The following is a 15,682-nucleotide window of genomic DNA, read 5'->3' as shown; positions in this document are numbered from 1 at the left end:
ATCACTTGAGCCGGCGAATCAGGCTCGAGGTGTCCCAGCGGCCGCCGCCTTGGGCCTGGATGTCGGCGTAGAACTGATCCACCAGGGCGGTCACCGGCAGCCGCGCGCCATGGCGCCGCGCTTCTTGCAAGCACAGCCCCAGGTCTTTGCGCATCCAATCCACCGCGAAGCCGAAGTCGAAGCGGTCTTCGATCATGGTCGGGCCGCGGTTGTCCATCTGCCAGCTCTGGGCGGCGCCTTTGCCGATGACCTCGAGCACGGCCTTCATGTCCAAACCGACCTTTTGACCAAAGGCAATCGCTTCGGACAGCCCTTGCAGCAAGCCGGCAATGGCGATTTGGTTGACCATCTTGGCCAACTGGCCCGCCCCTTGCTCGCCCAGCAAGGTCACGGCCTTGGCGTAGGCCATGGCCACCGGCTGCGCCCGCTCGAAGGCCGCGGCCTCGCCGCCGCACATCACGGTCAGCGTGCCGTTGAGGGCCCCGAGGTTGCCGCCCGAGACGGGAGCGTCGATGAACCACAGCCCGCGACGGCGGGCCTGCGCCCCCAGCTCGCGGGCCACCTCGGCCGAGGCCGTGGTGTGGTCCATGAAAATCGCCCCGGGCTTCATGCCGGCCAAGGCTCCGTCCTCGCCCAAGACCACCGAGCGCAAATCATCGTCATTGCCCACGCACGCAAAAACGATGTCGGCGTCTTGCGCGGCCTGGCGGGGCGTGGCCGCGCAAGCCCCGCCATATTCGGCGACCCACCGTTCGGCCTTGGCCGCCGTGCGGTTGTACACGGTGACTCGATGGCCGGCTCGTGCCAAGTGCCCGGCCATCGGGTAGCCCATCACCCCCAGGCCAAGGAAGGCCACGGTGTGGGGTGCCACAGGGGCGTAGGTCTTGGGACTGTTCATGGGGTCACACGATCGTCAAATGCTCGGTGCCCGCCGCCAGATCGGCACTGCGAGCCCGGTTGCTGTTGAGCTTGATCTGCAGACGCAGGTCATTGACCGAGTCCGCATTGCGCAAAGCATCCTCGTAGGTCACGAAATTGCCTTCGTACAGGTCGAACAGCGATTGGTCGAAGGTCTGCATGCCCAGCTCGCGGCTCTTCTTCATGATCTCCTTGATCTCGGCCACTTCGCCCTTGAAGATCAGCTCGGAAATCAACGGGGTGTTGAGCAGGATCTCCACCGCCGCGATGCGGCCTTTGCCCTCCTGGCGCGGCAGCAGACGCTGCGAGACCATGGCCTTGAGGTTGAGCGACAAATCCATCAGCAACTGGGCGCGGCGCTCCTCGGGGAAGAAGTTGATGATGCGATCCAGCGCCTGGTTGGCGCTGTTGGCATGCAGCGTCGCCATGCACAGATGCCCCGTCTCGGCAAAGGCCACGGCGTGCTCCATGGTCTCGCGGTCGCGGATTTCGCCCATCAGAATCACGTCGGGGGCCTGGCGCAGCGCGTTCTTCAGCGCTGCATCCCAGCCGTCGGTGTCGATGCCGACCTCGCGCTGCGTGACGATGCAGTTTTTATGCGGATGCACGAACTCCACCGGGTCTTCGATGGTGATGATGTGGCCCTGCGAATGTTCGTTGCGATAGTCCACCATGGCCGCCAGCGTGGTGCTCTTGCCCGAGCCGGTGGCCCCCACCATGATCACCAAGCCCCGCTTGGTCATCGCGATGTCCTTCAGGATGGTGGGCAAGCCCAAACCGTCGATGGTGGGCAGCGCCTGCGGAATGACCCGCAGTACCAGGCCGACATGCCCTTGCTGCACGAAGGCATTGACGCGGAAGCGCCCAATGCCCTGCGGTGCGATGGCGAAATTGCATTCCTTGGTGCGCTCGAATTCGGCGGCCTGCTTGTCGTTCATGATGGCGCGCGCCAGCGCCATCGTGTGCTGGCCGGTCAAGGGCTGGGGCGAGACCTTGGTGATCTTGCCGTCCACCTTGATCGCCGGTGGGAATTCGGCCGTCAGGAACAGGTCTGACCCATTGCGCGCGACCATCAAGCGCAGCAGGTCGTTGACAAACTTGGAAGCCTGATCTCTTTCCATGATGGGATCCTCAGCCGCGCGACAGCAGGGCACTCAAGCGTGCACTGACTTGGCGCAGGCGCAATGACAGACGGCGCGCCAGCGAGGCCAACAAGGCCAGCCCCAAGCGCGGCTCTTGCATGATCATGCGATCGAGCCCCTGGGCATCGACCACGGCGAGCACGCAAGGGGTGAGGGTGGTGCAGGCCGAGAAGCGCGACCCGGCATCCAGCAACGACATCTCCCCCAACATGTCGCCAGGGCGTGCCTCGGCCAGGCGCGCCCGAGCCCCCCAAGGCTGGATGCGGTCGACCGCGATCGAGCCCCCTAGCACGATGACCATGTAGTCGCCCAATTCGTCCTGACCGATGATCTCCTGGTTGGCATCGACCTCGACGAACTCGAGATACTGGCTCATGCGGGCCAGATCCTGCGGGCTCAAACTCGCCGCGTAGCGATCCACGCCCCAGAGCTGGGCGAACTTTTGCGCGCCACGCTCGCGGTCGTATGGCCTGGCGCCGATGCGTTGCGCTCGCTCACGCCAAGTCGCCTGGGGCAGGTTCTCCTCGGCGCGCTCTTGGAACATCGTCGAGAAGAAACGCGAGTCCGCGTCGGGTTCGGCGCTGCCCGTGTCGGCAGCCGGACCACTGCCTCCTTTGACTTTGAGTTTGTCGATCAGCTTTTTCATGGCAATGACGGCCGTCGCCGCGGCGGTGCGAGTGTCCGGTTCAGCCCGGGAAGTTCTCGGGGAACTTGGCCTTGCTGCGCGCCTCGGCCGCAGAGATCACGTTGCGACGCACGAGGTCGGCCAAGCATTGGTCCAAGGTCATCATGCCCATGCTGTTGCCCGTCTGAATGGCCGAGTACATCTGGGCGATCTTGTTTTCGCGGATCAGGTTGCGGATGGCCGAGGTGCCCAGCATGATCTCGTGCGCTGCCACGCGGCCCGAACCGTCTTTGAGCTTGCACAGGGTTTGCGAGATCACGGCCACCAGCGACTCCGACAGCATCGCGCGCACCATTTCCTTCTCGGCAGCCGGAAACACATCGACGATGCGATCGATGGTCTTGGCCGCGCTGGAGGTGTGTAGCGTGCCGAACACCAGGTGGCCCGTCTCGGCCGCGGTCAGCGCCAGGCGGATGGTTTCCAAGTCGCGCATCTCGCCCACCAAGATGGCGTCCGGGTCCTCGCGCAGCGCCGAGCGCAGCGCATTGTTGAAGCTCAGCGTGTGCGGGCCGACCTCGCGCTGGTTGATCAGGCACTTTTTGGACTCGTGCACGAACTCGATCGGGTCTTCGACGGTGAGGATGTGCCCGTATGCGTTCTCGTTGAGGTGGTTGATCATCGCCGCCAACGTGGTCGACTTGCCCGAGCCGGTGGGCCCGGTCACGAGGATCAGGCCGCGCGGCTTGAGTGCCAGCTCGGCGAACACCTTGGGCGCATTGAGCTGCTCGAGCGTGAGGATCTTCGACGGAATGGTTCGAAAGACCGCGCCGGCGCCGCGATTGTGGTTGAAGGCATTGACACGAAAGCGCGCCAGCCCCTGGATCTCGAACGAGAAATCGCATTCCAGCGTCTCCTCGTAAGCCTTGCGCTGGGCATCGTTCATGATGTCGTAGACCATGTCGTGCACTTGCTTGTGCTCCAACGGGTCGACATTGATGCGGCGCACGTCGCCATGCACGCGAATCATCGGGGGCAAGCCCGCAGACAGGTGTAGATCCGACGCCTTGTTCTTGACCGAGAACGCCAGCAGTTGCGTGATGTCCATGTCTGCCCTTCAGGCTCCCGAGGTGATGCGCACGGCGCGCAGTGGTACGAGGACGCGGCAATGTGCCGTAAGCTCGCGCCATTATGGCGACGATCACTCAGAACATACAACAAGTGAGGGACCGCATCGCGGCGGCCTGTGCAAGCGCGCAACGCGACGTGCAAAGCGTCACGCTGCTGGCGGTCAGCAAAACCTTCGGCGCGGCTGCCGTGCGTGAAGCCCTGGCCGCCGGCCAGCACCGCTTCGGCGAGAACTACGTGCAAGAGGCGCTGCAGAAGATGGCCGCGCTGGCCGATGTGCGCTCGCAGATCGAATGGCATCTGATCGGCCCGCTGCAAAGCAACAAGACCAAAGCGGTGGCCGAGCATTTCGACTGGGTGCACTCCGTGGACCGCCTGAAGATCGCGCAGCGCCTGTCCGAGCAACGACCGGCGCACCTGCCGCCCTTGCAGGTGTGCTTGCAGGTCAACATCAGCGGCGAGGCCAGCAAAAGCGGCCTGCCCCCTGCCGAGGTGGGGGCGCTGGCGCGGCAAGTGGCCGCCCTGCCACGCTTGCGCTTGCGCGGCCTGATGGCCATCCCCGAGCCGTCGGACGACCCGCAGGCCCAGCGCCGGCCACATCGCGCCTTGCGCGAGCTGCTGGCCGGCCTGCGCGCCCAGGGGCTGGCGCTGGACACCCTGTCCATGGGCATGAGCGCCGACTTGGAGGCCGCCATCGCCGAGGGCGCCACCATCGTGCGCGTGGGCACGGCCATCTTCGGCCCGCGGTGATCAGATCGGCAGCCGGGCCGTGTTCTTCACCTCCTCCATCACCGCATAGGTGTGGGTTTCGCGCACGCCCGGCAGCGACCACACCACCGTGCCGATCAGCTCGCGATAGGCCTGCATGTCGGCCACCCGGGTCTTGATGAGGTAGTCGAAGCCCCCGGCCACGAGATGACACTCGAGGATCTCGGGCCGGGTCTGCACGGCCGCCTTGAAGGCATTCATCACGTCTGGCGTGGTGCGATCCAGCACCACCTCGACGAACACCATCATGCCTGCGCCCAGCAACTGCGGGTTGAGCCGCGCCTCATAGCCGAGGATGTAGCCATCGCGCGTCAGGCGCTTGACCCGCTCCAGCACCGCCGTGGGCGACAAATGCACCGCCTCGGCCAACTTGAGGTTGGCGATGCGCCCGTCCTCCTGCAAGATGCGCAAAATCTTGCGGTCGATCTTGTCCAGGCTGCGTGGGGCGTCGGACTCGGTTTTCATCTTGGATGATTCACTAAATTGATGTCGAATCGGCAACTTTCATCCTAGGTAATTCGCCCCATACTCGCAATCCATACAAACGACAGGCCGTTCACAGGAGGATGCCGATGTCCCAAACCGTGCCCACCCGATGGATCGATCTGCCGCACGACGGCCGGTCGCAGGCCGCCTACCTGGCCTTGCCGCCGGCCGGCCGGGGGCCGGGACTGGTGTTGTTCCAGGAAATCTTCGGGGTCAATGCGCACATCCGCGCGGTGGCCGAGCACTACGCGCTGGCAGGGTATGTGGTGTTGGCGCCCGACGTGTTCTGGCGCCAGGCCCCGCGCGTCGAGCTGGGCTATGACGGCGACGACCTGCAGCGCGCACGCGCCTTGCTGGCCCGCGCAGACCCGGCCCAACTCACGCAAGACGCCGTGGCGGCCGTGCAGGCCCTGCGAGGGCGAGCCGAAGTCGTCGGTGGCGTGGGCGTCTTGGGCTACTGCCTGGGCGGCCGGCTGGCCTATCTGGCTGCAGCCCACACCGAGGTCGATGCGGCCGTGGCCTACTATGGCGGCGGCATCCAGGACCGGCTCGATCTGGCCGAGCGCGTGCGCTGTCCGATGCTGCTGCACTATGGCCAACGTGACGCTCACATCCCCCTGGAGGCGGTGCAGCGCGTGCGCCAAGCGCTGCCGCGGGCGCAGGTCCATGTCTATGCCGAGGCCGACCACGGCTTCAACTGCTGGGCGCGCGCCACCTATCATCCGCCCTCGGCCGCACTGGCGCTGGCGCGCAGCCTGACCCTGCTGGCCACCACCTTGTTCTGAGGCAAGCACCTTCCGCACCATGAGCACCACTTCCACCCTGGCCTTCGTCGGCGGGGGCAACATGGCCCAGGCCATCCTCGGCGGCCTGATCCGCGCCGGGCACCCTCGCGAGCAACTGCTCGTCATCGAGCCCTGGGCCGAGCAACGCCAACGCCTGCAGCGCGAGCTGGGCCTGACGGCCCTGCCCGCAGCCGATGCCTCACTGCGCCGGGCCGACACCGTCGTATGGGCGGTCAAGCCGCAGCTGTTCAAGGAAGCGGCCGCCCCGTGCGCCGCCCACGTCGGCCACGCCTTGCACCTCAGTGTGATGGCCGGCATCCGCACCGAGGCCCTGGTGCGCGCCACGGGCAGCGCCCGCATCGTGCGGGCCATGCCCAACACCCCGGCCCTCATCGGCCAGGGCATCTCCGGCCTGTATGCCCGGCCCGAGGTCGGCGCCGATGAACGCGCGCGCGTCGAGCAGCTGCTGGCGCCCACCGGCGCCACGCTGTGGGTGTCGCAAGAGGCCGACCTGGACGCGGTCACCGCGTTGTCGGGCTCCGGGCCGGCGTATGTCTTTTACATGGTCGAGGCCATGATGGCCGCCGCCCAGGCGATGGGCCTGAGCGCCGAGCAGGGCAAACAGCTGGCGCTGGCCACCTTTGCCGGCGCAGCCGAGCTGGCCCGCCGCTCGGACGAGCCCCCCGCGGTGCTGCGCGAGCGCGTCACCTCCAAGGGCGGCACCACCCATGCCGCGTTGCAATCACTGCAAGCCGACGGCGTGGCAGATGCCTTCGTGCGGGCGATCCAAGCCGCCCAGCAGCGCGCACGCGAGCTGGGCGACGAATACGGCGCCTGAATACTGCGGCGCGACGGCGCCGCCGGATCAGGCCCGCTTCCTCAGCAGCGCATACAGCACGATCGCCCCAAAGGTGGCCGTGCCAATGCCGCCCAGCGCGAAGTCGCCGATCTTCAGCGTGAAGTCACCCGTGCCCAGCACCAGCGTGATGGCCGCCACGATCAGGTTGGTGTTGTCCGAAAAATCGACTTTGTTGTCCACCCAGATCTTGGCGCCGGCCACCGCGATCAGGCCAAACACCACGATCGACACCCCGCCCATCACCGCCAGCGGCACGGCCTGGATCAGTGCACCGAACTTGGGACTGAAGCCCAGCACGATGGCGATCAAGCCGGCCACGACGAAAATCGCGGTCGAGTAGATCTTCGTGGCCGCCATCACGCCGATGTTCTCGGCATAGGTGGTCACCCCCGTGCCCCCCGTGGCGCCGCTGACCATCGTCGCCAGGCCATCGCCCAGGAAGGCCCGACCCATGTACGGGTTCATGTCCCGGCCGGTCATCGCGCTGACCGCCTTGATATGCCCCAGGTTCTCGGCCACCAAGATCACCGCCACCGGAGCGATCAGCAAGATGGCATGGAGCTCGAACACCGGCGCGGCAAAGCTGGGCATGCCCCACCAGGGCGCCTTGACGATGCCCGACAGATCGAGCGGCTTGCCCAGGCCGAAGCCATTGGCCAAGATGGCGTAGACGATCGAGGCGACGATCAAGCCCACGAGGATGAGCAACCGCTGCACCATGCCCCGCGTGAAGACGGCCACCAGGCCCACGCACACGAAGGTCAACGCCTGCATCCAGGCATCGAAGGGCGTGGGCGCCATGTTCTTCACCGGAATGTGCGCAAGGTTCAGCCCGATGACCGCCACCACCGAGCCCGTGACCACCGGTGGCATGAAGCGCTCGATCCAACCCGTGCCAACCCCCATCACGATCACGCCGATGAGCGCGTAGACCAGGCCGCAGACGACGATGCCGCCCAAGGCCACCGCGAGGTTCGCATTGGGGCCGCTGCCCGCGTAGCCGGTGGCCGCGATCACCACGCCAATGAACGCAAAGCTCGACCCCAGATAGCTCGGCACCTTGCCGCCGACCACGAAAAAGAAGATCAAGGTGCCGATGCCGCTCATCAGAATGGCGACATTGGGGTCGAAACCCATCAGCAGCGGCGCCAGCACCGTGGCGCCGAACATCGCCACCACATGCTGGATGCCCATGGCCACCGTCTGGGGCCAGGGCAGGCGCTCGTCGGGAGCCACCACGTCCCGTGTGGTCTCGCGCCAGGATGGAAAAAATCTCATGGAAGGACGCTCCGTGTCGTGTGTTGTTGCATCGAGGCGCCGTGCCTCGTGCCGGCAGGGCGCGTGCGCGAGTGTAGGAGCAGCGCGCCCTGCCCCACCAGAGGCCCGCGCAAAAAAAACCGCCATGCCAAGCACGGCGGGCGGTGGACTCCGTTAAAGGACAGGCGGCCGGGGCTCTCGCTCTCTCCGACCCCGGCCGCCCCCTCTTCCCCCGACGTCCCTGAAAACGGCGGTCAGCGGCGACCCAGCTGCAGCGTCAGCTGCGCCGGCTCGGAACGCGACTGCAACACCTGGACCTGGCGCAGCCCCCCGCGGCCGGCAGACGCTGTCGGCTTCGCAGGCGTGGCTGGCGCCTTTTGCTGACTGGCCATGTGCCGGGCCAGCACCGTGGAGGCAATCGCTGCGGTGCTTGGGCGGATCATGAGGCCCCCCACCACTGGCTCGGCGCAAAGTCGGTGCACAAAAACACCGGCGCACTCGGTGCGGACGCTCCCAACCGGGCCAGCGCCAAGCTGGGCCAGCGGGTCGCCGACGCAGCCTCGCCTTGCAAAGGCGTCAGGCGCAGCATCGACGACCAAGCACCGGCTCGACGCGGCGTGGCGTTGGGCCAACACTGTTGGCGGCCACGGCGCGCCACCTCACCGGCCTGGGAGCGGCTGGCGGCGCGGCGCTTGACATGAAACAGGGCCATGGCAGTACTTCGGGCATCAGACGACGATGCCCACTCCATGGCAGCTTTCATGCCAACCCTCGGAACGTAACCAAATATGGCCACCGAGGGCGAATGCGGAGAAATCGCACGCCCAGACAGCCCCGGCTGACACACTTTGTCAGCCCGCAGCGCCTGGGGTGTGCGATCCGTGTCATGACGCATTGCAGCATCGCCCCCCGGCCTGCGCACACCGCCCGCCCCGGCACGCAGCGCTCCCCGCGGCGCTGCAGGCGCGAGCCCCGAGTGAGCCCCCACCTCGACATCCAAGCTCCGCCTGGCGCCCAAGGCCCCGCGGGCGACACAAGGCGTCGGCGGGCCCGCGCTGTCTCCATGGGGACCCTTGGCCAGCAACACCAAGCGCAGCTCGCCGGCTCTCAGCACCGACTGTGCGACGCGCTCTCCATGCATGACGATGCACGCTCGTGCCGCTCGTCCAGACGATGAGACCACTGCGCCCGTGGAGTCGAAAGCCTGACAGCTTTGAGACGTCTGCGCTCAGCGTTGACCCCGAGCTGAGGCCGAAGTCAGCGCGCGGCCGACCGGGGTTCGAATCTTTCGAATGCCATGCATGGTGGCCATGTCGCAGAGCACATATGAAAAGAAAAGCTCTCGGATCGCGAAGTCCGCCGCGTCGATCTCAAACGACGACTGAATCTGGCCGGTGGCATGCCACGTGCGCGGTCGGCCTTGGCACGGGCCATTCCGCGTGAACTGAGCGGCATGGGATGATGGTCAAGTCGCCCAGGGGTCGATGACCGCCACGCCCATCGCCTCGAACGGGGCGGTGTCGCGGGTCGCCACGGTCATGCCGTGGGCCAGCGCGATGGCCGCGATGAAGCCGTCGGCCACGCCTACGCCCAGACCGGCCGCTTGTGCCCTGGCCATCGCTTCGGCATAGCGCTGGGTGGCCGGTAGATCGAAGTTCAGGACTCGCCCGGCAAACACGGGCAGCACCTGTCGCTCGAGTTGGTCGATCAAGCCGTTTCGGCGACGGCCTTGGGGGAGCCGCGCCACGCCCAGGCGCAGCTCGGCGACAGTCACCACAGACAGGAACAGCGTCTCCACGGGCTGCGCATCGAGCCATGCGACCACACGCGCCTCGGGCGCGGCACGCAGCGGCTCGGAAATCACATTGGTGTCGAGCAGGATCATTCCAAATCCACCAGCCGAGGGGCCGACTTGTCGCGCTGATGGATCAGCGCCACCTCCTCGTCGGTGAGCTTGATCTTGCGGCCGATGTCGGCCAATCGGGAGCCCAGTTTCAGCCGCCCTTGTGGCTTGACAGCCTCCTCCAACAAGGCGCGCACCTCCGCCTCGGTGCTGCGCCCGTGCTGGGCAGCACGCATGCGCAAGGCGCGGTGCACCTCGTCGGGCAGATTGCGAATGGTCAACATCGCCATGATAGCGCCTCCACAAAATGCACTCGATGCATGCATCTTAACAGAATGCATTCGGGATGACGGGGAAAAAGCACGCAACCATGAACCACCGCGCCAAAATCCTGATCAGTGCCTGATCAGTGCCGTCGATCAGATCCGCGCCGCCTTCGACTCGATCCAACGGGTCTCGGGCGGATGGTGCGCTGGCGTTGGAGGGCGCGACGCATGCGCTTAAACTGCCGGGCATGGGCGTTGCCAGAGGCTTTGCTGGCCGACGCTTGGCCCTCCTTGGCAAAGGTCTGCTTCAGATCGATTCCCACCGCCTTGGCCGCTTCCACCCGCTTGGTGTGAGCGGTCTGCAGCAACATGGGGATGTGTAATGTCGCTCGTCGTTCGATTCTCCAAGCAGGTCTCGCGGTTTGAGACCACCCATGACCGGCTCAAGGACATCGCCGAATACCTCGGCGTGAGCCAGAACAAGGCCGTCGCCTACGCGATCAACCTCGCGTGGAAGCATCTCGTCGAAGAAGAGGACATGGATGTCGAGCTGGCTTACCAGCGGCACGGCGTCCAGGTCGGCCACATCTCCTACCTCAATGCCGACCCGGCTTTCATCGAGCGGGTCAAGGCACGGATCGCCAAAGGCATCCCGCTTCCACACGAGGATGACAGCAGCCTCGAAACCGACCTGCTCTTCATGTTCCTCAGCAAGGAACAACAGAATGCGATTCGGGCCGCTGCTGATCCGATGGAAAAGCGGCGCCTCAAGGCGAAGTTCCTCAAAGAAACTTCGTCAGATGAAGCCGCCGAGAACATCATCAGAAACCACGAATCGACGAGACCCGCAGCTTCGGCCGCGTCGTAGCACGCCTTGCGCACACCGCATTCACGGACCTGCATGAGCGGATCGGGCGGCCCTCGATGCACTGGCTCATCTCGCGCCGCCCGACGGTCCTCAGCAGGCGCTGCCTCAAGGCCGCCGCAGCAGGCGCTGCCAGCTCGTGGGCGCAGGGGCCGGCCCACAGGGAAAATGCGGCGGCTGCGGCTGCTCGCACACCGCCAGAAACTCGTGCCCCAGCCGGTGCCGGAACTCGCGCAGCCGCTGCACCACCTGGAGCGAGCCGGCCTCGTCCCCCCGTTCATGCAGGGCCTTGGCATAGGCGATCATCAAGCGGGCATCGATCAAATGGCGCAAGGGGCGCTCGAAGTGCTCGAACACCTCCGAAGGCCGCGCCGCCGTGGTCACGGCCGCGTAATCCGCATGCACGGCAAACCAATGGCTGCCCTGGCCGATGCGGATGCGCTCCTCCAGCGAGACCCGCCCGGCCGGCCCCGACGGCGCAAAGATGTGCACCACGCGCTGATAGTCCCCGATCGCATGCAACGAGCCGGCCACCATCAGCCCCCCGGCGACGGGGAAGATCCAGCGCGTCCAGGCCGGCGCCGGCGCTGCGGGCCCCGGCCCGCTCCCCATCCCCAGGAACAGCCCCAAGGCCCATGCGGCCGGCAGCAGGAAATAGGGGTACCACAACGGATATTCCAACAGGCTGTGCCAGCCCAGCACGGCCAGCACCAGCAGCGCCGAGCGTGCCGCCAGGCCCGGCTCGCCCTGCAAGGACAAGGCCCCCCGGGCCCGCCACAGCGCCCAAGCCAGCCCCCCGAGCAAGGCCAGCGCCGCCGGGATGCCCAGCTCCACCATCAGCTGCAGCACCAGGTTGTGGCTGTGATCGAAAAACGCCACCGGCCGGTCGGGAAACGGCGTGAACGTCCAGGCCGCATTGAAGTTCCCCCAGCCCACCCCGGTCCACGGATGGGCGGCGATCAGCGCCAGCGTGTTCGACCAGATCGCAAACCGCGAGCTACTGATGTCGCCCCCGCCCTCCAGCCGCGTCTCGCCGTAATAGGCTGCGCCGCCCATCTCGCCCCAGGCCCACAGCCCCAGCCACCATGCCGCCAACGCCGCCGGCGCGGCCCAGAACAGGCGCCGCCCCCCCCCTGGCAAGCCACGGTCCAGCGCTGCCCACAGCGCCAGCCCGGCTAGGCCCAGCATGCCGGTGCGCGAACTGCTGAGCGCCACCCCCAACGTCAAGGCCAGCATCGCCGCCCAGGCCCCCCCGGAACGCGCCCGCGTCGGCAGCAGCGGCAGCACGCACAAGCCCAGCAGCATCAGCGAGGCCAGATGATTGGGCTGGCGCAGGTTGCCAAAGGCCCGACCGGCGGTGGTGGGCCGGGCGATCCAGACCCCGTCGGCCCAGGCCGGGGCGAAGTACTGCACGAGGGCCACCCCCACATTCAACAGGGCCGCAAGCAACACGCCGCAGGCCACGCCGCGCCACACCGCTTGCGCCGACGCCTGCATCCGTGATGCTGCGGCGCCCAGCCAGCCCCCGAAGGCCGCCACCGCCAGCGCTGCGGCCAGCCCGGCCCCGGCACGCGACCCCAGCACGGCCGCCCCACTGCCCAGCACCAGCGCCGCCAGCCCCCCGGCCCAGGCCAGCCGCGGCACGGCCGCGCGGTCACGCCCCAGGCGCCACGCCCCCCAGCCCATGACCACCCCCCAGCCGGCCAGCGCCAGGATGACGTTGTAAAACGATGAATACGGCGTTTGGCTCAGGCCGACCACCCACGCAGGCAGCAGCGCCAGGGCAAGCCAGGAGGTCACCGCAAAAGCGTCAGACGGATAAACCATGGGCGGGACTGTAGCGCCCGCAATGACACACCGGCTCGACCACCATCCGACGCCGCCCAGCCTCGCCCCCAATCCACCAATCTGGTCCTGGACCACCGATCCACTCTCGCCTGTCCCCAGTCATCCGCGAAACACTTATCGAAGACAGGCCAGACTTGCCTCGTGGAGCTTGCGCATCGATGCGGCAATAAAAACAGGGGCCGAAGCCCCTGGTTTTTCGAAGTTCAAAGCCCGAGATCAAGTGCCAGCCGCGCATCCTGCGGGATAGTAGCTGTCCTTCCAACCGTTGGGTCGGCTTGCAATCGTGCAAGTCCAAACGCCGTTCGCGTCGCGACCCAATCGAATGACGGCCCCATTGACACGGGGATTCGAATTTCGCAGGGTACACGTCAATGCGGTGGCAGAAGCACCCGTGTTATCTGGTGCAGTAACAGCCAAGGTGCAGCGTTCGGTTGTTGCCGTCAAGCCCATATTGTTATTGGTGAAAAAAACGTTGGGTCGGCCTTCGTTGATAGCCACCTCGTAATTCGTTTTACCGCCGCTGATTTCTGACAAGCCAGCAGCCACTTGGCCCCGAGCCACATAGTCCTGATACGCCGGCAGCGCAATCGCCGCCAAGATGCCGATGATCGCCACGACGATCATCAGTTCGATCAGCGTGAAGCCCTGTTGGGCCGCGCGCTTCATGGTGTGCAGTTGTTTCATACAGTCTCTCCAAAGAGGTAGGGGGGGTTGTGCGCCCCACACCATGCAGGCCCCGTGCCAGCCCGGCGGGCGGGCGCCAGCGTGATGAAATCAACGTTTTCAGGCCCAGGGGCGGGTTGGGGAGCGACTGGACGTGTCACTGCACACCCTCGCGCTGACAAAAATGGTCAGCTCAGCGCCGGATAGTCGGTGTAGCCTTCGGCCCCGCCGCCGTAGAAGGTTTTCACGTCCCAGGCATTGAGGGGGGCGCCTTCGCGCAAGCGGCGCACGAGGTCGGGGTTGCTGATGAACAGGCGGCCAAAGGCCACGGCGTCGGCCCGGCCTTGGGCCACCGCGGCTTCGGCCAGGGTTTTGTCGTAGCCGTTGTTGACGATCCAGGCGCCACGGCCGCCGGCGTGGCGGTAGGCGCGGCGCAGGGCGTCGAAGTCGAAGGGCCGGTCGGGCAGTTCACGCGGGCCGCCGGTGGCGCCTTCGATGAGGTGCAGGAAGGCCAGGCCCAGGGGGGCGAGCGCGCGCACCACGTGCTCGAACAGGGGCTGCGGGTCGGCATCGACGATGTCGTTGGCCGGGGTGATCGGCGACAGGCGGATGCCGGTGCGCCCAGGGCCGATGGCCTCGGCCACCGCGCGCGTCACTTCGAGCAGCAGTCGCGCCCGGTTCTCGATGGTGCCGCCGTAGGCATCGGTGCGCTGGTTGGCGCCGGTCTTGAGGAATTGGTCGAGCAAGTAGCCGTTGGCCGCGTGGATTTCTACACCGTCGAAGCCGGCTTCCTCCACGGCCGCGCGAGCGGCACGGGCGTAGTCGGCCACGAGCGCGGGCAGTTCGTCGATGCGCAAGGCCCGCGGGGCGGACACCGGCTGGAAGCTGCCCTGACCGTCGGGGCCGATCAGGTAGGTGCGGGTCTGGGCCTGCAGGGCCGAGGGGGCCACCGGCGCCTGGCCGTCGGGCAGCAGCGAGGTGTGCGAGACGCGGCCCACGTGCCACAGCTGGACCACGATGCGGCCACCGGCGGCATGCACGGCCTCGGTGACACGGCGCCAGCCGGCCAGCTGCTCGGCGGTGTACAGCCCCGGCACCTGGGCATAGCCCTGGGCCATGGGGCTGATGGCCGTGCCTTCGGAGACGATCAAGCCCGCGCTGGCACGCTGGGTGTAGTAGGTGACATGCAAGTCGTGCGGCACGCCGCGCGGGGCGCGGTTGCGGGTCAGCGGCGCCATCACGACACGGTTGGCGAGGAACAGGTCGCCGGCCTGGAGAGGATCGTACAGAGTGTTCATGGCTGCCAAGCGTAGCGGCAGCGCGCCCAGCCTGCAGTGAGCGCGGGGCCTGCAGGGGCTTGGCATTTCTGCTATGGGGCCGAGCCGCCCCCCAAGCTCAGAGCTCGAACACTTGCCCGGCTTCCAGATGGGCGATGCGGTGGCTGCCGTCCAGGGCGCGCACTTGGTCGGCAATGCGCAGCATTTCCCCGGGTTTGGCATGGGTGAGGTACAAGGGCCAGCGCGGATCGATGTGCTGCAACTCGCGGCGCAGGCTGCTGGGGCAGTGGTGCTGGCTGAGCGCCGCCAAGGCGCGCTCCTGGTCGCCAAAGGCGGTCTCGATCACGAGCATGCCGACCTGCCGGCCGGCCAGGCGCGGCCACAGCGCAGGGTTGGGGCCGGTGTCGCCGGTGTAAACCCACCAGCGCCCCGCAGCGGCGCCCACGCCGGCACATACGGCATAGCCTACGGCCGGCACGGTATGCCGCGCCGGCAGCACCTCGATGGTTTTGCCGCCGAGTTCGAGCCGCTGGCCGACTTCGATCGGCGAGAAGCGCAACACCGGGGCCTCGGCCGAGGGCAGCCGGCCAAAGTCCGGCCAAATCACATCGTTGAGCACGTGGCGGCGCAAGGCTTCGATCGTGGCCGGCAAGGCATGCACGACGATGGGCTGCCGGCGCCGCCCCATCACACTGTCGGCCAGCAGCGGAATGGACACGATGTGGTCCAAGTGGGAGTGGCTGACGAGGATGTGATCGATGCGGGCCAGCTCCTCCAGCGTGAGATCGCCCACGCCGGTGCCGGCATCGACGAGCAAATCGTCGTCGAGCAAAAACGCCGTGGTCTTGCAGCCGGCGGCAATGGCGCCGGAGCAGCCCAGGACGCGGATCTTCATGGTGGACAAAGCGGGTGTTGGGGCCGATGCGATCACACGAGCTCACTGTGCCGCACATTG

The 15,682-nt window shown here is 66.8% G+C and carries 18 protein-coding genes; 4 read left to right on the top strand and 14 right to left on the bottom strand.

Features of this window, described 5'->3' with window-relative positions; all coding sequences use genetic code 11:
• Nucleotide 1 precedes the first annotated feature (1 nt).
• Genes CTA01S_RS01090 through CTA01S_RS01075 form a run of 4 tightly spaced genes read right to left on the bottom strand, consistent with a single transcriptional unit; the run spans nt 2 to nt 3,790 of the window.
• Nucleotides 2-898 (bottom strand): NAD(P)-dependent oxidoreductase, encoded by an 897-nt coding sequence (locus CTA01S_RS01090; RefSeq protein WP_019562203.1) that lies wholly within the window; start codon nt 896-898, stop codon nt 2-4.
• A gap of 4 nt (nt 899-902) precedes the next feature.
• Nucleotides 903-2,039, bottom strand: coding sequence for a PilT/PilU family type 4a pilus ATPase (locus CTA01S_RS01085; protein ID WP_019562204.1), 1,137 nt, complete (start codon nt 2,037-2,039; stop codon nt 903-905).
• Nucleotides 2,040-2,049: 10 nt separating this feature from the next.
• Nucleotides 2,050-2,706 (bottom strand): cyclic nucleotide-binding domain-containing protein, encoded by a 657-nt coding sequence (locus CTA01S_RS01080; RefSeq protein WP_062191185.1) that lies wholly within the window; start codon nt 2,704-2,706, stop codon nt 2,050-2,052.
• A gap of 40 nt (nt 2,707-2,746) precedes the next feature.
• Entirely contained in the window at nt 2,747-3,790 is a 1,044-nt protein-coding gene (locus CTA01S_RS01075) for a type IV pilus twitching motility protein PilT (protein ID WP_019562206.1), read from the bottom strand.
• Between the two features lie 83 nt (nt 3,791-3,873).
• On the opposite strand from CTA01S_RS01075, the gene CTA01S_RS01070 reads away from it, so the two are divergent.
• On the top strand, nt 3,874-4,560 hold the full coding sequence (locus CTA01S_RS01070; RefSeq protein ID WP_019562207.1) for a YggS family pyridoxal phosphate-dependent enzyme: 687 nt from the start codon (nt 3,874-3,876) through the stop codon (nt 4,558-4,560).
• On the opposite strand, the gene CTA01S_RS01065 is transcribed toward CTA01S_RS01070, so the two are convergent.
• Nucleotides 4,561-5,043: an Lrp/AsnC ligand binding domain-containing protein gene (locus CTA01S_RS01065; RefSeq protein ID WP_019562208.1), complete on the bottom strand. Its 483-nt coding sequence runs from the start codon at nt 5,041-5,043 to the stop codon at nt 4,561-4,563.
• A 107-nt stretch (nt 5,044-5,150) separates the two neighbouring features.
• Here CTA01S_RS01065 and CTA01S_RS01060 point away from each other — a divergent pair, with 107 nt between their 5' ends.
• Together CTA01S_RS01060 and proC are read left to right on the top strand one after the other, a co-directional pair.
• Complete coding sequence (locus tag CTA01S_RS01060) at nt 5,151-5,849, top strand: dienelactone hydrolase family protein (protein ID WP_062191182.1); 699 nt, start codon at nt 5,151-5,153, stop codon at nt 5,847-5,849.
• A 19-nt stretch (nt 5,850-5,868) separates the two neighbouring features.
• Complete coding sequence (gene proC / locus CTA01S_RS01055; RefSeq protein WP_062191180.1) at nt 5,869-6,687, top strand: pyrroline-5-carboxylate reductase; 819 nt, start codon at nt 5,869-5,871, stop codon at nt 6,685-6,687.
• A gap of 27 nt (nt 6,688-6,714) precedes the next feature.
• Here proC and CTA01S_RS01050 read toward each other — a convergent pair whose 3' ends face one another.
• The 5 genes from CTA01S_RS01050 to CTA01S_RS01035 all read right to left on the bottom strand — a co-directional run bounded on the left by CTA01S_RS01050 (nt 6,715) and on the right by CTA01S_RS01035 (nt 10,098).
• On the bottom strand, nt 6,715-7,986 hold the full coding sequence (locus CTA01S_RS01050) for a solute carrier family 23 protein (RefSeq protein WP_062191178.1): 1,272 nt from the start codon (nt 7,984-7,986) through the stop codon (nt 6,715-6,717).
• Nucleotides 7,987-8,219: 233 nt separating this feature from the next.
• A complete protein-coding gene (locus tag CTA01S_RS16570) occupies nt 8,220-8,408 on the bottom strand; it encodes a hypothetical protein (protein ID WP_157451268.1) in 189 nt (62 codons plus the stop codon).
• Nucleotides 8,405-8,677: a hypothetical protein gene (locus CTA01S_RS01045; RefSeq protein WP_062191176.1), complete on the bottom strand. Its 273-nt coding sequence runs from the start codon at nt 8,675-8,677 to the stop codon at nt 8,405-8,407. Before CTA01S_RS01045 ends, CTA01S_RS16570 begins: the two co-directional genes overlap by 4 nt.
• 753 nt (nt 8,678-9,430) lie before the next feature.
• Nucleotides 9,431-9,850, bottom strand: coding sequence for a type II toxin-antitoxin system VapC family toxin (locus tag CTA01S_RS01040; RefSeq protein ID WP_062191173.1), 420 nt, complete (start codon nt 9,848-9,850; stop codon nt 9,431-9,433).
• Entirely contained in the window at nt 9,847-10,098 is a 252-nt protein-coding gene (locus tag CTA01S_RS01035) for a FitA-like ribbon-helix-helix domain-containing protein (protein WP_062191171.1), read from the bottom strand. Before CTA01S_RS01035 ends, CTA01S_RS01040 begins: the two co-directional genes overlap by 4 nt.
• 358 nt (nt 10,099-10,456) lie before the next feature.
• Here CTA01S_RS01035 and CTA01S_RS01025 point away from each other — a divergent pair, with 358 nt between their 5' ends.
• Nucleotides 10,457-10,942: a hypothetical protein gene (locus CTA01S_RS01025; RefSeq protein ID WP_062191164.1), complete on the top strand. Its 486-nt coding sequence runs from the start codon at nt 10,457-10,459 to the stop codon at nt 10,940-10,942.
• A gap of 105 nt (nt 10,943-11,047) precedes the next feature.
• Here CTA01S_RS01025 and CTA01S_RS01020 read toward each other — a convergent pair whose 3' ends face one another.
• From CTA01S_RS01020 to CTA01S_RS01010, 4 genes are all read right to left on the bottom strand, one after another.
• On the bottom strand, nt 11,048-12,739 hold the full coding sequence (locus tag CTA01S_RS01020; protein ID WP_157451267.1) for a PglL family O-oligosaccharyltransferase: 1,692 nt from the start codon (nt 12,737-12,739) through the stop codon (nt 11,048-11,050).
• A 264-nt stretch (nt 12,740-13,003) separates the two neighbouring features.
• Entirely contained in the window at nt 13,004-13,453 is a 450-nt protein-coding gene (locus CTA01S_RS16345; protein WP_084362256.1) for a pilin, read from the bottom strand.
• A 185-nt stretch (nt 13,454-13,638) separates the two neighbouring features.
• Nucleotides 13,639-14,748 (bottom strand): alkene reductase, encoded by a 1,110-nt coding sequence (locus tag CTA01S_RS01015; RefSeq protein ID WP_062191157.1) that lies wholly within the window; start codon nt 14,746-14,748, stop codon nt 13,639-13,641.
• A gap of 97 nt (nt 14,749-14,845) precedes the next feature.
• The gene (locus CTA01S_RS01010; RefSeq protein ID WP_062191154.1) at nt 14,846-15,622 is read right to left on the bottom strand and encodes an MBL fold metallo-hydrolase; all 777 of its coding nucleotides are present in this window, start codon (nt 15,620-15,622) and stop codon (nt 14,846-14,848) included.
• Between the last annotated feature and the right edge of the window lie 60 nt (nt 15,623-15,682).

It is taken from the genome of Caldimonas taiwanensis NBRC 104434, assembly GCF_001592165.1.
In the GTDB taxonomy this organism is placed as follows: Bacteria; Pseudomonadota; Gammaproteobacteria; order Burkholderiales; family Burkholderiaceae_C; genus Caldimonas; species Caldimonas manganoxidans.
Note: the sequence above shows the minus strand (reverse complement) of the source record. Positions and strands in the feature narration are given on the sequence as shown.